Origin of the sequence: Sorangium sp. So ce321 (assembly GCF_051530195.1) — a bacterium.
Classification (GTDB): Bacteria; Myxococcota_A; Polyangia; order Polyangiales; family Polyangiaceae; genus Sorangium.
In genome coordinates, this window is record NZ_CP150329.1 from 1,194,441 (window position 1) to 1,209,013 (window position 14,573).

Genomic DNA, 14,573 nt, shown 5'->3' on the forward strand with positions numbered 1-14,573 from the left:
AAGCGCCGCTGCCCGAGCGCCCGGGTCGAGGTGGTGTTGGCAGGCCAACCGTGAACTGAAACGGTTAAGTATTGTGGCCCGGCGCGGCTGTCAAGGGGCCGCGCGGCGCCGCGCCTCGACAGCCGCGCCGGGGCGGGGCGCTCGGCCCGGGCGCGAGGCGGCGCGCCCCGTGGACTCTGCTCCTCGGCGGCGCTGCCTTCCTGCGTCGGTCAGGCGACTTCCAGCAGCTCGCGCTCGGTGATGCCGAGCAGGAAGAGGATGGCGTCGAGGCCGCTCGCGGAGAGGGAGGTGTCGGCCGCCTCCCGGAGCTTGGGTTTCGCGCGGAACGCGACGCCGAGCCCGGCCCGCTGGAGCATCAAGAGGTCGTTGGCGCCGTCGCCCACGGCGATGGTCTGGTCGAGGAGCACGCCCTCGGCCTGCGCGATGGTCTCGAGCAGCTCCGCCTTGCGCTGCGCGTTGACGATGGGGCCTGTGACCCGGCCGGTCAGCTTGCCGCCTTCGACCTCCAGGGCGTTCGAGTAGGCGTAGTCGATCCCGAGCCGGACCTTCAGCGCCTCTGCTGCGATCGAGAACCCGCCCGAGATCACCGCGGTGCGGTAGCCGAGCCGCTTCAGCACCCGGATGAGCGTCTCGGCGCCCTCGGTGATGGGGAGCTCCGCGGCGAGCTTCCGGAGCACGCTGACGTCGAGCCCGCGGAGCAGCGAGAGCCGCTGTCGGAGCGACTCGTCGTAATCCATCTCCCCCTGCATGGCCCGCTCGGTGATCTTCGCGACCTGCTCCACGACCCCCTTCGCGCGCGCGAGCTCGTCGATGACCTCGATGCGGATGAGCGTCGAGTCCATGTCCATGACGACGAGCCGCTTGCTCCGGCGGAAGAGCCCCTCGCGTTGCAGGGCGAGGTCGAAGCTGTTCTGCATCGCGAGCGCCAGGAGGGCCTGCTTGAGCGCGTCGGCCTCCTCCTCGCGCCGGAGCAGCACGTTGATCTCGACCGAGGAGAGCCGCTCGACCGACAGCCGGGCGATCTTCTCGATGTTCGCGTCGTGGGCCGCGAGGGTCGCGGCGACGTCGTGCAGCTCCTTCGCGCCGAGCTCTCGCCCGATCGCGGTCACCACGTACCTGCTCCCGAGGGCGCGCGCGGGGGCGCCGCCGTCGACGGGCTTGAAGTCGAGCGTCACGCCGAGCTCCTTCGCCGCGAACAGGAGCTCCTTGAGCCCGCTGCGCGTCTCCGGGAAGAGCACGAGCAGCGCGAGGTTCAGGCTGCCGTGCACCACCACCTGCTCGATGTCGAGCAGCGTGGCGCCGATGTCGCCGAGGATGCCCATGAGCCGGGCGGTGATGCCCGGGTGGTCCCTGCCGGTGACGGTGATGAGGATGGGATCAGAGGAGGCGGCCATCGCAGGCCCCTTAACAGCGCCGTGTCCGATAGTCGACGCCGATCGCTCCCCCTCAAGCGCGCTCCTCGCGCGAGGGGCGAGCTGCCCAAAAATCTCTCCCCCCTCGACTCACCGCCACCCCCACGCGGCCTCTGGCGAGCGTGGGAGCATGCCTGTTCCGCCGCGGCGCCCATCACCGCTGCAGCCCCGCCACCCCCCCTTTTCCAGGAAGAGCCCGCGTGGGGGGTGCGAGCGCGCGCGGGGGGCTGGTGGGAGGGCCCCACGAACCCGAGGGCCGGCCCGCATCGCAGTGACCTCCGCTGGGACTCACGTCACCCGTACCCACGGCAATAGCCCTCTGAAAGGCCCGAGTTCGTGGGAGGGCCCGCCAGCCCCCCGCGCGCGCTCGCACCCCCCATGCGGGCTCCGTCGCTATCGGTAGCGCCCGCGCCCGGCCGCCGCGCGCCCGCCGGCGCCGCCGCCCTTGGTCCCCGCCGCCGCGCGCCCGCCGCCGCCGCCCTTGGCCGCCGCCCCCGCCGCGCCGCGCCGGCTCGCCGCCCGCCCCGGGCGCGCCGGCTTCTCCTCGGCCACCGCGCCCGCGACGCCCGTCTCGCCGTCGCCCTGCTGCGCCTTGAGCTGCCGCAGCTGATCGCGCAGCCGCGCCGCCTTCTCGAACTCGAGGTTCTCCGCCGCCGCGAACATCTCCTGCCGGACCGCATCGATCTGGTCGACGATGTCCATCGCCGAGCGCGCCGCCTCGGCCGCCGCCTTCGCCGGGCCCTTCGGCACGGCGTAGTAGTCGCGCGTGCCCGACGTGGGCGACAGGTCGAGGATCGCCTTCTTCACGGTGGCCGGCGTGATGCCGTGCTCCTTGTTGTACGCCTCCTGGATCGCGCGGCGCCGGGTCGTCTCGTCGATCGCGCGCTTCATCGCGTCGGTGATGCGATCGGCGTACATCATGACCAGGCCGTTCACGTTGCGGGCGGCGCGGCCGATCGTCTGGATCAGCGAGCGCGGGCTCCGGAGGAAGCCCTCCTTGTCGGCGTCGAGGATGGCGACCAGCGACACCTCGGGCAGGTCGAGCCCCTCGCGCAGCAGGTTGATGCCGACCAGCACGTCGAACTCGCCGCGCCGGAGGTCGCGGAGGATCTCGACGCGCTGGAGCGTGTCGACGTCCGAGTGGAGGTAACGGACGCGGATGCCGAGCTCCGTGTAGTACTCGGTGAGATCCTCGGCCATCCGCTTGGTCAGCGTCGTGACGAGCACGCGATCCCCCGCGGCGACCCGCTCCCTGATGCGCGCGAGCAGGTCGTCGACCTGCCCGGACACCGGCCTGATCTGGATCTGCGGGTCGATGAGCCCGGTCGGCCGGATGATCTGCTCGACGACCGCGCCGGCCGACTTCTGCACCTCGTAGTCGCCGGGCGTCGCGCTCACGAAGAGGACCTGCGCGTAGTGCTGCTCGAACTCCTCGAACTTCAGCGGCCTGTTGTCGAGCGCGCTCGGCAGCCGGAACCCGTACTCGACCAGCGTCTCCTTGCGCGCCCGATCGCCCCGGAACATCGCCCCGACCTGCGGGACCGTCTGGTGCGACTCGTCGATGATCAGGAGGAAATCCTTCGGGAAGTAGTCGATCAGGGTGGGCGGGGGCTCGCCGGGCTTCCGGCCCGAGAGGTGGCGCGAGTAGTTCTCGATGCCATTGCAGAACCCCATCTGCTCCAGCATCTCGAGGTCGTACATCGTGCGCTGCTCGATCCGCTGCTTCTCGAGGAAGCGCACCGCCTTGTCGTAGTAGTCGATGCGCTCGCGCAGCTCCTCGCGGATCGCCTGGATCGCGAGCCGGAGCTGCTGCTGCTCGGTGACGTAGTGGGAGCCGGGGAAGACGGCGTAGCGGTCGAGCTGGCCCACCACCTTGCCGCGGACCGGGTCGACCTCCTTGATCGCCTCGATCTCGTCGCCGAAGAACTCGACCCGGATCGCGAGCGACTCCTCGTAGGCGGGGAAGATCTCGACGACGTCGCCGCGGACGCGGAACGTGCCGCGGTGGAAGTCGACGTCGTTCCGCGTGTACTGGATATCGACGAGCCGCCGCAGGAGCTCGTCGCGGCGGATCTCGGTGCCGCGCTCGAGCTTGATCAGCAGCCCGTGGTAGCTCTCCGCCGAGCCGATGCCGTAGATGCAGCTCACCGAGGCGACGATGATCACGTCCGGGCGCGAGAGCAGCGCGTGCGTCGCCGCGTGGCGCATGCGGTCGATCGCGTCGTTGATGATCGCGTCCTTCTCGATGAACGTGTCGCTCGTCGGGACGTAGGCCTCGGGCTGGTAGTAGTCGTAGTAGCTGACGAAATAATGGACGGCGTTGTTGGGGAAGAGGTCCCGCATCTCGCCGTAGAGCTGGGCCGCCAGCGTCTTGTTCGGCGCCATGATGAGCGTCGGCTTCTGCAGCTTCTCGATCACCTTGGCGGCGGTGAACGTCTTGCCGCTGCCCGTGACGCCGAGGAGGACCTGGAACTTCTCGCCCTGCTCGAAGGCGGAGCAGATCTCCTCGAGCGCGCGAGGCTGGTCACCGCACGGGCTGAATTCGGAGACGAGCTCGAAGTTTGTGGGCATGGAGCGGAGGACCCTAGTGCGGCCAGAGGCTCCTCGCAACCTCCGCCGCCACCCCGGCCGGAGGGCGCTCTTGGTGCAGCGTGGCGGCGCGTGGGCGGCGCGTGGCGTCGTGGTCCTGGCCGGCGCGACCGGACGAGCGCGGCGGCGCTTGACGGCGGCGCGTGGCTGGCGGATTCTAGGCGCTGCCGCGTCGTCGTGACGCACGGCGTACGGAGGTCAGGTCATGAGTGGCAATACACAGCGCACACATCACTCCGCCGCCGCTGCCGTTTCCGCCGCGGCTCGCTGAAGCTCGTCTCCACGCCGTCGCCGGCGCGCGCGTGCCCTGATCGGCGCGCGCTCGCCTCGCGCTGCGCGTCCCGCGGGGCATCCGCCCCGGCCGGGCGCGCGCTCTCTGGCGTGACGTCCTGACCGGTCGACGAGCTCAGCGCCGCGGCGGCCCCGCGCGTGAATGGCCGGCGCGGGCGCGCTCGCGCGCCGCCGCGCCCTTGTCCGTCGACCGCTGCGCGCGCGCAGATCGCGATCGCGCGCAGCCGAACGCCATGGAGCGCTCGTCCGTCATGCAATTCGACTCCGACTCTCTCGTTGATCCGTCTTCGCAACACGCACCGCAGCCCGGCCTGATCGGGCTCGGCTGGACTCCCTTCTTCGCAAAGCAGCTCGCCAGTCTGGAGGACGCCGTGCAGCCCGCGCGCGTCATCCTCGCCTCCGCATCCATGCACCGCGTGCAGACCGCGGACGGCCCGCGCCTCGCGGTCGTCAGCGGGCGCCTCGCGCACGAGGCCGCGGACCGCGCGGCGCTCCCCACCGTCGGCGACTGGGTGGGGCTCCGGCCCGGCGACGGCGCCGGGCCCTCATACATCGTGCACACGTTCGCGCGGAGCACCTGCCTGCGGCGCAAGGCCGCGGGGACCGCCGTGGAGGCCCAGGTGCTCGCGGCCAACGTCGACAAGGTGTTCATCGTCACGTCGCTGAACGCCGACTTCAACCTGCGCCGCCTGGAGCGGTACATCGACGCGATCCTCGACAGCGGCGCGCGCCCGGTGCTCGTGCTCAACAAGGCGGATGTCTGCCCCGATCCGGGGCGGTTCATCGACGCGGCGCGGGAGGTCGCCCCGACCGCGCCTGTCGCGCTGGTCAGCGCCCTTTCCGGCGCCGGCCTCGACGCGCTCCGCGCCGAGATCGGGGCAGGGGAGACGGTCGCCCTGGTCGGCTCGTCCGGCGTGGGGAAGTCCGCGCTCAGCAACCGCCTGCTCGGCGCGGACCTCCAGCGCGAGGGGGCGATCCGGGCGTCGGACGAGCGCGGCCGCCACACGACGGCGCACCGGGAGCTCTTCCCGTTGCCCGGCGGCGGCCTGGTCATCGACACGCCGGGCGTGCGGGAGCTCGGCCTCTGGTCCGCGGACGGGGCGGGCCCGGCGGGCTTCGACGACGTCGAGGCCCTCGCCGGAGCCTGCCGCTTCCGCGACTGCGCGCATGACGGCGAGCCCGGGTGCGCGGTGCTCCGCGCCATCAAGGACGGCGAGCTCGATCCGGAGCGCCTCGGCGGCTACCTGAAGCTCGGCGCGGAGCGACGCTACGTCGCCGGGCAGCAGGACGCGCGCGCGCGGACCGAGGAGAAGCGGCGCTGGAAGCAGATCTCGAAGCAGATGCGCGCCAACCCGAAGCGGTAGATCGGGCCGTCGCAGGGGTCGCCAGGGACGCCAGGAGAGAAAGGAGGATCTCCTGGCGCTCCTGGCGCTCCTGGCGGCGCTCTCTCGCTCCCGGAAACGGGCGGCAGACAGGCGGCTGACCTCCCCGCGCGGCGAGGGGGAGAGCTCGCTCCAGCCTCGGTCACGTGAAGCGTACGCCGGGACCGAGCTGGCCTCTCTCCGCGACGCCCCTCAACGCATGGACGATCCCCCCTTGCAGCGACCCGAACGTCGCGACGCCGTCGAGGTCTGCCCCGATCTCGACCAGCATCCTCGCCACGTCCGGGCGGATGCCGCTGAGCAGCACCCTCGCCCCGAGGAGCCGCGCCGCGCGGACCGCGCGGACGAGCCCGTGCACGGCCTGCTCATCCACCGTGCGCACGCCGGTGATGTCGACGATGATCACGCTGGCTGCCCTGGCCGAGAGCGCCTGCAGCAGCGCCTCCGTCATCCGCGATAGCCGCCGCTCGTCCAGCGTGCCGACGAGCGGCACCACCATGAGCCCGTCGGTGATGGGGATGATCGGCGTCGAGAGCTCCTCCACGAGGACCGTCTGGCGGTGCACGGCCTCGCGGAGCCGCCAGCGCTCCTCCTCGGCCTGCTTGCTCTCGCGGAGGTCCCGCGCCACGCAGACGACGCCGTGGATCTGCCCGCCGTCGGCCCGCATGACCGAGGCGAGGAACGACACGGGGACGGCGCGCCCGTCCTTCCGCAGACAGACCCTCTCGTCGCGCGCGCCGCCCGCGTCGATCAGCGCGCCGGCCGAGAGCCCGGGGAACACGAGGTCGATCGGCTTGCCGACGAGCTCTTCCCGGGCATAGCCCGCCAGGTCGCACGCGGCCTGGTTGACGCTCCGGATCCCGCGCTCCCGGTCGGCGACGACGAGGAGATCGAGCATCGACTCGATGATGCTTGTCACATGGGTCTTGGAGACCGTCGAGGTGGCGAGCTCCTCGCCCAGCATGTTCAGGCCGGCGGCCATGCCGTCGATGAGGTCGTTCCTGTCGCTGACGTGCGCCTTCTTGGCGTAGTCGAACCCGACGAGCGCCACGACCACCTCCAGGAGCCCTTCGAGCCGCTCGTTCAGCGCGCGCGCGTCCGAGCGCGCCGCCGCGAGCGACCTCAGCGCGGAGAGGGCCCGGTCGAGCGCGTCCGCCCCGGAGGCCGTGGAGGGGGCGCCGCGCCCCTCCTCGGCAGGGAGGAGGCTCACGGCGAGCTCGCAGAGCTCTGCGAGCCGTGGATCGTCGCGTGGATCGCGGGCCATCAGCCAGCGAACCCCTTCAGCCACTGGATCGCGTCCCGCTCCTCCGCGAAGAGCCGGATGGGCCTGTCACGGTTCCCGTAAACGGTGAGGAAGACGTTGCCGATCATCCGCCCGACCGGGCGCCCGCCCACGAGCGCCATCGCGCGGTATGCCAGCCTCCCCTCGTCCGCGCCGTAGTGGTTGCGCGCGTCCAGGTCGGTGACCTTGCACCTCGTGAGATCGCACAGGAACGCGTACGGCGTGCCCTTGCTGAACCGCCTGAGCGCCGCGACGTTCTCCTTCGCGTCGGCGAGCGTCTGGACCGCGCCCTCGTGGGTCTCAAAACGGATGATCCTGTTCTCCTTGTCAAAGGAGAACTCCCCGGTTCGCGTCCTCAGACGCTCGTCTCCGAGCTCGTCCACGTCGCCCCCCTCTCTCCCTCGTGCTCGCCTGCCGGCCAGAGGCGGTGCGCGGGCCGCGCGCTGCGTCCCGCCCGCGCCGGCCGCCCGGCGCGACCCCCGCGGCTCTGCGCTCATCACGTCCCCGAGACGATCTGGTTGTAACACCAACCTCTGCCCCGAGTCCAAGCTCTTGGCCGGGGCGGTGCGACCCGGGCCCCACATTTCACGCCACGCAGCGGGCAGATTGTTGACGCGCCAACAAGCGGAGACCTGGCGGGCGCGGGTCGTCACGAAACCTCGAGAACACAGGGCCAGTGCAGCGCGCATCCCGCCGCGGAGCCGATGAGGTCCCTCGCGCGCGGCGCCAGCTCCGCGCGTCGGATATCCCGCCAGGAGCCGGCCTTCGCCGTCATGAGTCCAGTGGAGTGCATGGCCCGGCTCGCGGCTTTGATTCCTCCGCCGAAGATCCCGCTTGTGAGATGTGATGGCGTGTTCGCGCCTCGCCGCGCAGCGGGGTACACGACCCGCACCCGTCATGGCGATCGCACGCCGCCGTCGTCGTCGAGGCACAGCTGCGCCCGGAGCACGCCGCGCCGGCCCTGGACGGGGCAAGCGGGTGTCGGATGGGCCAAACACGGCTCGCCAGGCGCCGTCCCCGCGGGGCTTGACACCGGCGAAAGTTCTACGGTTTCCTGTCCGCCGAGGAAATAGAAGAGCTTGCCCTCGTTGCCCGAGCCGTATGTGCCGTCGTGTCGGAACCAGTATGAGAAGTACATCGGGTGTGGTGTACGCTCCGCGATGTCGTGTCCCGCTCGGCGCCACCCCAGCGGCGCGTTGCCGATGCCCGGCAGCCCGATGAGCGGATCGACCACGCTGGCGAGCTGGTTGCCACGCGACGACCGCAAGCCGCCGTGCGGCGCGTGCGCGACCACCGCGACGTGGCCTTCGCACGTCGAGCGTCCCGTGAGCTCGCTCTCCCAGCCCTCGGCCTCGAAGTCCTGGCCGTAGAGGAGCTGGAGCAAGAGAGGTCATCGCGCCTCCGTCTTCCGAGGGCTCCTGGAGATCGGGGCTGCCGGCAGCCGCGCGCCGGTCGTCGTCGGTGAACCCTCCCAACCCTTGCATCTCTCGTCCCGCCGCGTGCGCGCGGGGTGGAGATCTCGACTCCTGAATCCCTGATCGAAGGACACATTCACATGAAATCGATTGTACTGCTGGTACCGCTGCTTCTCCTTCCCCTCGCCCCCGGCTGCGAAAGCGAAGGCGTAACCCCCGTGTCGCCGCCGCCGCCGCCGGAGTGGACCTGCGACGCACCGCGCTTCAACGGCTCCGACGGCTGCGACTGCGGCTGCGGCGCGCCCGATCCGGACTGCGACGGCGCCGGCTCGGCCGACCCGGGCACCGGCGTCGACAACCCCGCCTGCGACGCCTGCGTGGACGTCGACGGCGAAGCGCAGTCGTGCATCAGCGTGACCGCGGCGCTCGAGGCGGCCGGCTTCATCGTCAGCCCGGCCGGCACCAGCGACGACGGCGCCGAGCTCTACGACCTCACGCTCCTGCAGCTGAACGATCACCAGGACGCGAAGTCGGGCACCCACGAGCAGCACCTCACGCTCATCCACCGCGGCTTCGACCTGCCCATGAACTTGATCTCCACGGGATACAGCAACTTCCTCGGGTTCGACGAGGATGAGTTGACGACTCTCCTCGAAGGGAACCAGCTTGTTCTGGACAAGCGCTTCCACAACGGCAACGGCGACGACTTCTCCCATTTCACGCGCAAGCAGGTCGCTGACGACGCCCACGACGTCGTGGTGCGCCTGCACGACCTGTACACGAGCGCGTGGCTCGGCTCGGGCTTCAGCAACGGCGGCGTCGACATGGTGAGCTTCCGCCAGCACTACCCCGACGACGTCGACGCCACCGTCGCCTTCGGCGCCCCGTTCATGGTGCCCGAGGACGAGCGCTTCCTCGCGTTCTTCGACACAGTCGACGTCACGTGCCAGGACCGCCTCGAGGCCATCCAGCGCGCCGCCCTCGGCACCCAGCGCGCGGCCGTCGAGCCCGCCGTGCTGGCCTCGGCCGCCGACGAGCTCGGCGACACCTTCGCCCGCGTCGAGCCCGCGCGCGCCTTCGAGGCCGCCGCGCTCTCCTATCCGTGGCTGTTCTGGCAGTACTTCGGCACCCCCGACGACTGCGCCGGTCTGCCCGATCCGGCGACGGCGACGGCAGAGGAGCTGACGTCGGCGTTCTTCAGCGTCACATCCATCTTCGGCGCCTACCCGATGTCCGACGCGTACCTGTCGTTCTTCGGCGCCTACTTCTACGAGGTGCAGCAGAGCAGCGGCTGGCCCGCCTTGCCGCGCGCCGCGCTCGTCGAGGAGGGCCTCATTCCCGCCGACCTCATCGACATGGAGCGCGGGCTCGTGCCCGAGGGCGTGACCGCGCCGGAGTTTGACGCTGCCGAGAACAGCTCGCTCGCGGAGTTCGCCCGCCTCGGTGACGGCGTCGCCTTCGTCTACTCCGACCAGGACCCGTGGGCGGCCGGCGCCGTCACCCCGGCGGCGATGAGCGGCAACGTCCGCTTCAACGTCACGAGCGGCAACCACCTCGCGACGTTCTCGTCGCTCTCCGAGCCCGATCGGGCCGCGCTCTCCGCCTTCCTCGAGACGAGCCTCGGCGTCGAGATCCCCTGAGATCGACGACGAGGGCCCGCCAGCGCGGCGCTAGAACAGCCTGGAGACGCCCGTCGCGAGCTCGAGGGACACGGAGAACGCCTCGCACCGCTGCGCGCACCCGAACCGCGACCGCACCTCGAGGGGCATCCGCGAGACCCCCTGGGTGCCGAGCAGATCCCGCTCGAGCGGCAGGAGGAGCGCGGGGCCCTCGATGTCGAAGCCGTCGAAGAACGGCCTTTCGGCGCTGGTCAGGTCGAAATAAAGGCGCGTCCCGCAGGGCATGAGCTCGATGATATCGGCCGTGTCGGCGAGGCCGCGGCCGCCGTCGAAGGCCCGCGTGACGCCGTTGGCCATGGCCCAGAACATCATGGAGAGGACAGGCGTCCTGAGCTCCGCGAGGGCGAAGGACCCGAAATGGGCGCGGTCGCCGCTGCGCACGGTCGTCTGGAGACCGACGTTGGCCTCGAACAGCGCGGCGTTGGGGCGGCCGGACAGCACGTATTGCCAGCGGTACGAGACGCCCACGAGGAACGAGGGGTTCCACGACACCTCGGTCGGCTGCTCGATGGGAGCGCCGTGGACCGCGAAGGGCGAGGAGAGCCACACCTGGTAGCTGAACCCGCGCGCGATCGGGTCCTCGCCCTCCAGGCTGCCGGCCTCCGCCTGGGGCACGGGCCAGACGGCGAGGATCGGCCGCAGCAAGCTCGTGTCGGGCGCCCCGAGGACGACCCGCTCCGGGTCGCCGCAAAGGACGCTCGCGAACCAGTCGATTCCCGGGTCGGTGCGCGCGGCCGGTCGGGTGCAGAGCGCGAACGGCTGCCCGAGGGCGCCGGGCTCCACGAGGCGGGGGACGTCCTCGCTGGTGTTGCCGGAGAACCCCGGGATGGCGCGGCGCTCGCGGAGGCTGGCGAGCGCCGCGAGGGCGCTCCGCAGGACGTGCCTCACGCGCTCGCACGTCGGGCTCAGCATCTTGCGTTGCTGCGGCCCGAGCGACCACGCCGGCGTCGGGTCGAGCAGGGCCATGGTGAGGTCGACATCCCGCGGCCGCGCGCGGCGGGAGGGGGCAGGCGCCGGCTGGCCGCACGCGGCCGGCTCGAGCAGCTGCTCGACCCAGCGGGGGTCGAGCGCCATCGCGAGCTGGAGCTGCGCCCGCGCCGTCGCCTCGGCGGCGTGGAGCCGGTCCTGGCTGGCCGGCCTGACGCCGAGGAAGCCGTCGCCTGTCGTCTCCCAGCACGGGGGCAGGCCGGGGGCGCGGGCGTCGTTCACGCCTGCCCGCAGGAGCGGGCAGGGGACGGCGTTGAGCGCGCGGGTCACCGACACGCCGATGCGGTTGAAGTGGTCGTGCGTCCCGATGCGCTCCTCCGGGTCTCTCCGGAGCTTGGCGGTGATCACCGCGTGACCCGCGGCGAACGCGTCCTGGAGGAAGTGGAGCGCATAGGCGTGCTCCAGGAGCGCGTCGCGCCGCAGGCTCGCCCGCGCGTCCGCGGGCCCCTCCCGCGCGCCCGTCGCGAGCTGCAGCGAGCGCAGGTGGTGGCCGATGAACTGGCCGAGCGCGTTGTCGACTCGGCCTCTCCGCGCGAGGTCCGCGGCGACCCGGGTGAGGGGCTCCCCTGCAGCCTGGAAGTGGGTGACGTTCTGCTTGGCGCGATCCACGTAATCTCCGTCGACGCCGAGCAGGTAGATATCGAGATCTCGGACGAGATCGGTGCGATCCGACAGCCCTGCCGCGGCGTCTTCCTCCCGCAGTTTGCCGAGGAAGTCGCGCCATTGTGTCCGCGCGCCGAACTGCAGTCGCTGTCCTGTCTCCCCTGCTTCGTCCTTCCGGACGAGGCCCCACAGCTCCTTCACGGTGCTCGCGTGGTCCCCGGCGAGCGCCGTGAGCGTCGCGTAGGGCACGCACGCCTCCCGTCGCAGCGCGCTGGTCACGTAGAACGGCTCGTCGAGCCGCTCGCACACGAGCGAGCTCGCGGCCATCTCCCGCACCGCCTCGCCGAGCGCCGCCTTCGCGCCCCCTGGCAGCCACGCCAGCCCCTCCTCCGCGAGCACCACGTGCTCTGGAAAATACCAGGCGTCCGCCGGGCTGCTCACCCCGAGGAGCACCCCCGCCGCCGCGCCCCCGATCCACATCGCGCGCCTGAAGCTCCGGAGCATCAATGCCTCATGCCCCGTCCGCGCCGCGACGGCCAATCGAACTCGCCCACCGCAAGAGCCCGCCGCGCCGTATCTCCCCCTCTTCACGAAAGCGCCGTCGCGCCGCTCATCCCTCTTCCGTCCCCTAAGGAAGAGCCATCGGGAGGGGGTGTCGCGCGCGGGGCCGGCGGGGGAAGGGCCCCACGAACCCGAGCGCCGGCCCGCATCGAAGCGAGTCGCTCCTGGTTCACCACACCCGTTCACGAGGCAATAGCCACCACAAGGCGCGAGTTCGTGGGAAGGGCCCCCCGCCGGCCCCGCGCGCGACACCCCCTCCCGATGGCTCCGTCGCTCCTGGTCCACCACACCCGTTCACGAGGCAATAGCCACCACAAGGCGCGAGTTCGTGGGAAGGGCCCCCCGCCGGCCCCCGCGCGCGACACCCCCTCTCGCTGGCTCCGTCGCGCCGTGGAAGAGCTCAGATCCCGTATTGCCGGAGCTTCTTGTGGAGCCCCTCGCGCGTGATCCCGAGCGACTTCGCCGCGTTGGTCTTGTTGTTGTTGTGCCCCCGCAGCGCCTCGATGAGGAAGAACTTCTCGACGGCGTCCATCATCTCCTTGAGCGACCCCTTGGGCGTCCCCGCCCGCGTCACGAGCCCCTCGACCTGCCGGATCCGCGGCGAGAGCAGCTCCGGCGTCGCGAACGCCCCCGGGTCCAGCTGGATGACGAGCCGCTGCACCTCGTTCTGGAGCTCCCGCACGTTGCCCGGCCAGTCGTACGCGACCATGAGCTCCATCGTCTGCTGGCTGAACCCGCCGCACGGCTTGCCGATCTCGTCCGCGTACCGCTCCAGGAAGTGCCCCGCGAGCAGCGGAATGTCGTCGCGCCGCTCGCGCAGCGGCGGCAGCCGGATCGGGAACACCTTGAGCCGGTAATAGAGGTCCTCGCGGAACCGCCCCTTCGCCACCTCGTCCTCGAGGTTCCGGTTCGTCGCGGCGACGATGCGCACGTTGACGTGCTTCGGGCTCGTCGCGCCCACGGGGCGGATCTCGCCCTCCTGGAGCGCCCGGAGGAGCTTCGACTGGAGCGACAGCGGGGTCTCGGTGATCTCGTCGAGGAAGAGCGTCCCCCCGTCGGCGATCTCGAACAGCCCCTTCTTCTCCTCCGTGGCCCCCGTGAACGACCCCTTCTTGTGGCCGAAGAGCTCGCTCTCCAGCAGGCTCTCGGCGAGCGCCGCGCAGTTCTGCGCCACGAAGAGCTTGTCGCGGCGGCGCGAGCGGTAGTGCACGGCGGCCGCGATGAGCTCCTTGCCCGTGCCCGTCTCGCCCTCGATCAGCACCGTCACGCGCGTGTCGACCACCTTGTCGAGCTGGCCGATGACCCGGCGCATCGCCTCGCTCTTGCCGATGATGTCGACCGCGCCCCCGCCCCCGCCCCGGCGCTTCTCCTCGCGCCCCTTCAGGAAGCTGTTCTCCTTCTGGAGCCGCTCCTCCGCGAGCACGAGCCGCTTGATGAGCCGGGCGTTCGCCACCGCCAGCGACGCGTTGGCCGCCAGCACGAGCAGCGTCTCCAGGTCGCCGGCGTTCAGCATCCCGGGCACGCTCCGGTTGTCGGCCTGGAGCACGCCGATGATCTCCTCGCCCTTCCAGAGCGGCACGGCCAGGGTGCTGCGGATCGAGGCGCCCATCAGCGACTCGGTCTGGCCGACCTCGATCGGCGCGTCGGCGGCGAGCACCGCCGCCCGCTCCTTGATCACCTTCCGGTACACGCTGCGCGTGATCGGCACCGGACCCGCCGGCGGCGCCCCGCGGCCCGACTCCGAGCGGACGCGCGTCAGCACCGGGACGAACGCCGTAGGCCCCGCGCCCGGCTCCTGGTCGTCGTCGCGGAGCACCACCGTGACGTGCGTCGAGCTCGGGACCAGCGCGAGCACCGCGTCGGCGATCTCGGCGAGCACCTGGTCGAGATCGTTCGCGGCGCCGATCCGCTTCTGCGCCGCGTACATGGCCGAGAGCGCGCTCGGGTCGCGCTCGATCTTCGCCTGGGCGGGCTCGATCTCGTCGAGGCGCCGGATCGAGACGACCCGCGCGTCGTCGGCCTCCTCCGGGATGGTCACGACCATCCGCGTGACCGCCTCGCCCGAGCCGAGCTCGATGACGTCCCCCGTCTGGAGCGCGAGCGCGCTGCGCGCGGCGCCGAGCTCGAGCCGCTCGCCCCGACGCGTCACGCTCGTCCCGTTGGTCGAGCGCAGGTCCTCGAGGACCACCCCGTCGGCGGTGCTCACGATGCGCGCGTGCGCCCCGGAGATGTGGCGGTCGTCCAGCACGACCCGGTTGTCCGGCGAGCGCCCGAGCGTGATCAGCTCGCCCTGGAGCTCGAAGGTGCGCCCGGCAGCGAGACCCTGGGTTACCTCGAGCACGATCATGGTTCGTTCAGCCAGGAAGACCCCG

The 14,573-nt window shown here is 71.5% G+C and carries 9 protein-coding genes; 2 read left to right on the forward strand and 7 right to left on the reverse strand.

The genetic code is table 11. The features are described 5' to 3' along the window. Positions 1–209 precede the first annotated feature (209 nt). Both serB and uvrB read right to left on the reverse strand, forming a co-directional pair. A complete protein-coding gene (gene serB / locus WME89_RS04605; protein ID WP_438008039.1) occupies positions 210–1,394 on the reverse strand; it encodes a phosphoserine phosphatase SerB in 1,185 nt (394 codons plus the stop codon). A 411-nt stretch (positions 1,395–1,805) separates the two neighbouring features. After that, positions 1,806–3,983 (reverse strand): excinuclease ABC subunit UvrB, encoded by a 2,178-nt coding sequence (gene uvrB, locus WME89_RS04610; protein ID WP_438008040.1) that lies wholly within the window; start codon positions 3,981–3,983, stop codon positions 1,806–1,808. A gap of 560 nt (positions 3,984–4,543) precedes the next feature. Here uvrB and rsgA point away from each other — a divergent pair. Further along, positions 4,544–5,656, forward strand: a complete 1,113-nt coding sequence (gene rsgA / locus WME89_RS04615; protein ID WP_438008041.1) for a ribosome small subunit-dependent GTPase A — start codon at positions 4,544–4,546, stop codon at positions 5,654–5,656. A 160-nt stretch (positions 5,657–5,816) separates the two neighbouring features. Here rsgA and WME89_RS04620 read toward each other — a convergent pair whose 3' ends face one another. The 3 genes from WME89_RS04620 to WME89_RS04630 form a co-directional block, all read right to left on the reverse strand. Continuing rightward, positions 5,817–6,938: a PAS domain S-box protein gene (locus WME89_RS04620; RefSeq protein WP_438008042.1), complete on the reverse strand. Its 1,122-nt coding sequence runs from the start codon at positions 6,936–6,938 to the stop codon at positions 5,817–5,819. Then, entirely contained in the window at positions 6,938–7,339 is a 402-nt protein-coding gene (locus WME89_RS04625; protein ID WP_438008043.1) for a DUF7793 family protein, read from the reverse strand. The genes WME89_RS04620 and WME89_RS04625 overlap by 1 nt, the downstream gene beginning before the upstream one ends. 512 nt (positions 7,340–7,851) lie before the next feature. Then, positions 7,852–8,340: a hypothetical protein gene (locus WME89_RS04630; RefSeq protein WP_438008044.1), complete on the reverse strand. Its 489-nt coding sequence runs from the start codon at positions 8,338–8,340 to the stop codon at positions 7,852–7,854. 171 nt (positions 8,341–8,511) lie between these two features. Here WME89_RS04630 and WME89_RS04635 point away from each other — a divergent pair, with 171 nt between their 5' ends. After that, positions 8,512–10,011: a hypothetical protein gene (locus tag WME89_RS04635; RefSeq protein WP_438008045.1), complete on the forward strand. Its 1,500-nt coding sequence runs from the start codon at positions 8,512–8,514 to the stop codon at positions 10,009–10,011. A 30-nt stretch (positions 10,012–10,041) separates the two neighbouring features. On the opposite strand, the gene WME89_RS04640 is transcribed toward WME89_RS04635, so the two are convergent. Both WME89_RS04640 and WME89_RS04645 read right to left on the reverse strand, forming a co-directional pair. Further along, on the reverse strand, positions 10,042–12,144 hold the full coding sequence (locus tag WME89_RS04640; RefSeq protein ID WP_438008046.1) for a hypothetical protein: 2,103 nt from the start codon (positions 12,142–12,144) through the stop codon (positions 10,042–10,044). 457 nt (positions 12,145–12,601) lie between these two features. After that, positions 12,602–14,548 (reverse strand): sigma 54-interacting transcriptional regulator, encoded by a 1,947-nt coding sequence (locus WME89_RS04645; protein WP_438008047.1) that lies wholly within the window; start codon positions 14,546–14,548, stop codon positions 12,602–12,604. Between the last annotated feature and the right edge of the window lie 25 nt (positions 14,549–14,573).

Bases quoted from the DNA above. Each gene is read 5' to 3' on its own strand.
- serB (WP_438008039.1), bottom strand. From the start codon at position 1,394: ATGGCCGCCTCCTCTGATCCCATCCTCATCACCGTCACCGGCAGGGAC.
- WME89_RS04640 (WP_438008046.1), bottom strand. From the start codon at position 12,144: ATGCTCCGGAGCTTCAGGCGCGCGATGTGGATCGGGGGCGCGGCGGCG.
- rsgA (WP_438008041.1), top strand. From the start codon at position 4,544: ATGCAATTCGACTCCGACTCTCTCGTTGATCCGTCTTCGCAACACGCA.
- WME89_RS04645 (WP_438008047.1), bottom strand. From the start codon at position 14,548: ATGATCGTGCTCGAGGTAACCCAGGGTCTCGCTGCCGGGCGCACCTTC.
- WME89_RS04635 (WP_438008045.1), top strand. From the start codon at position 8,512: ATGAAATCGATTGTACTGCTGGTACCGCTGCTTCTCCTTCCCCTCGCC.
- WME89_RS04620 (WP_438008042.1), bottom strand. From the start codon at position 6,938: ATGGCCCGCGATCCACGCGACGATCCACGGCTCGCAGAGCTCTGCGAG.
- uvrB (WP_438008040.1), bottom strand. From the start codon at position 3,983: ATGCCCACAAACTTCGAGCTCGTCTCCGAATTCAGCCCGTGCGGTGAC.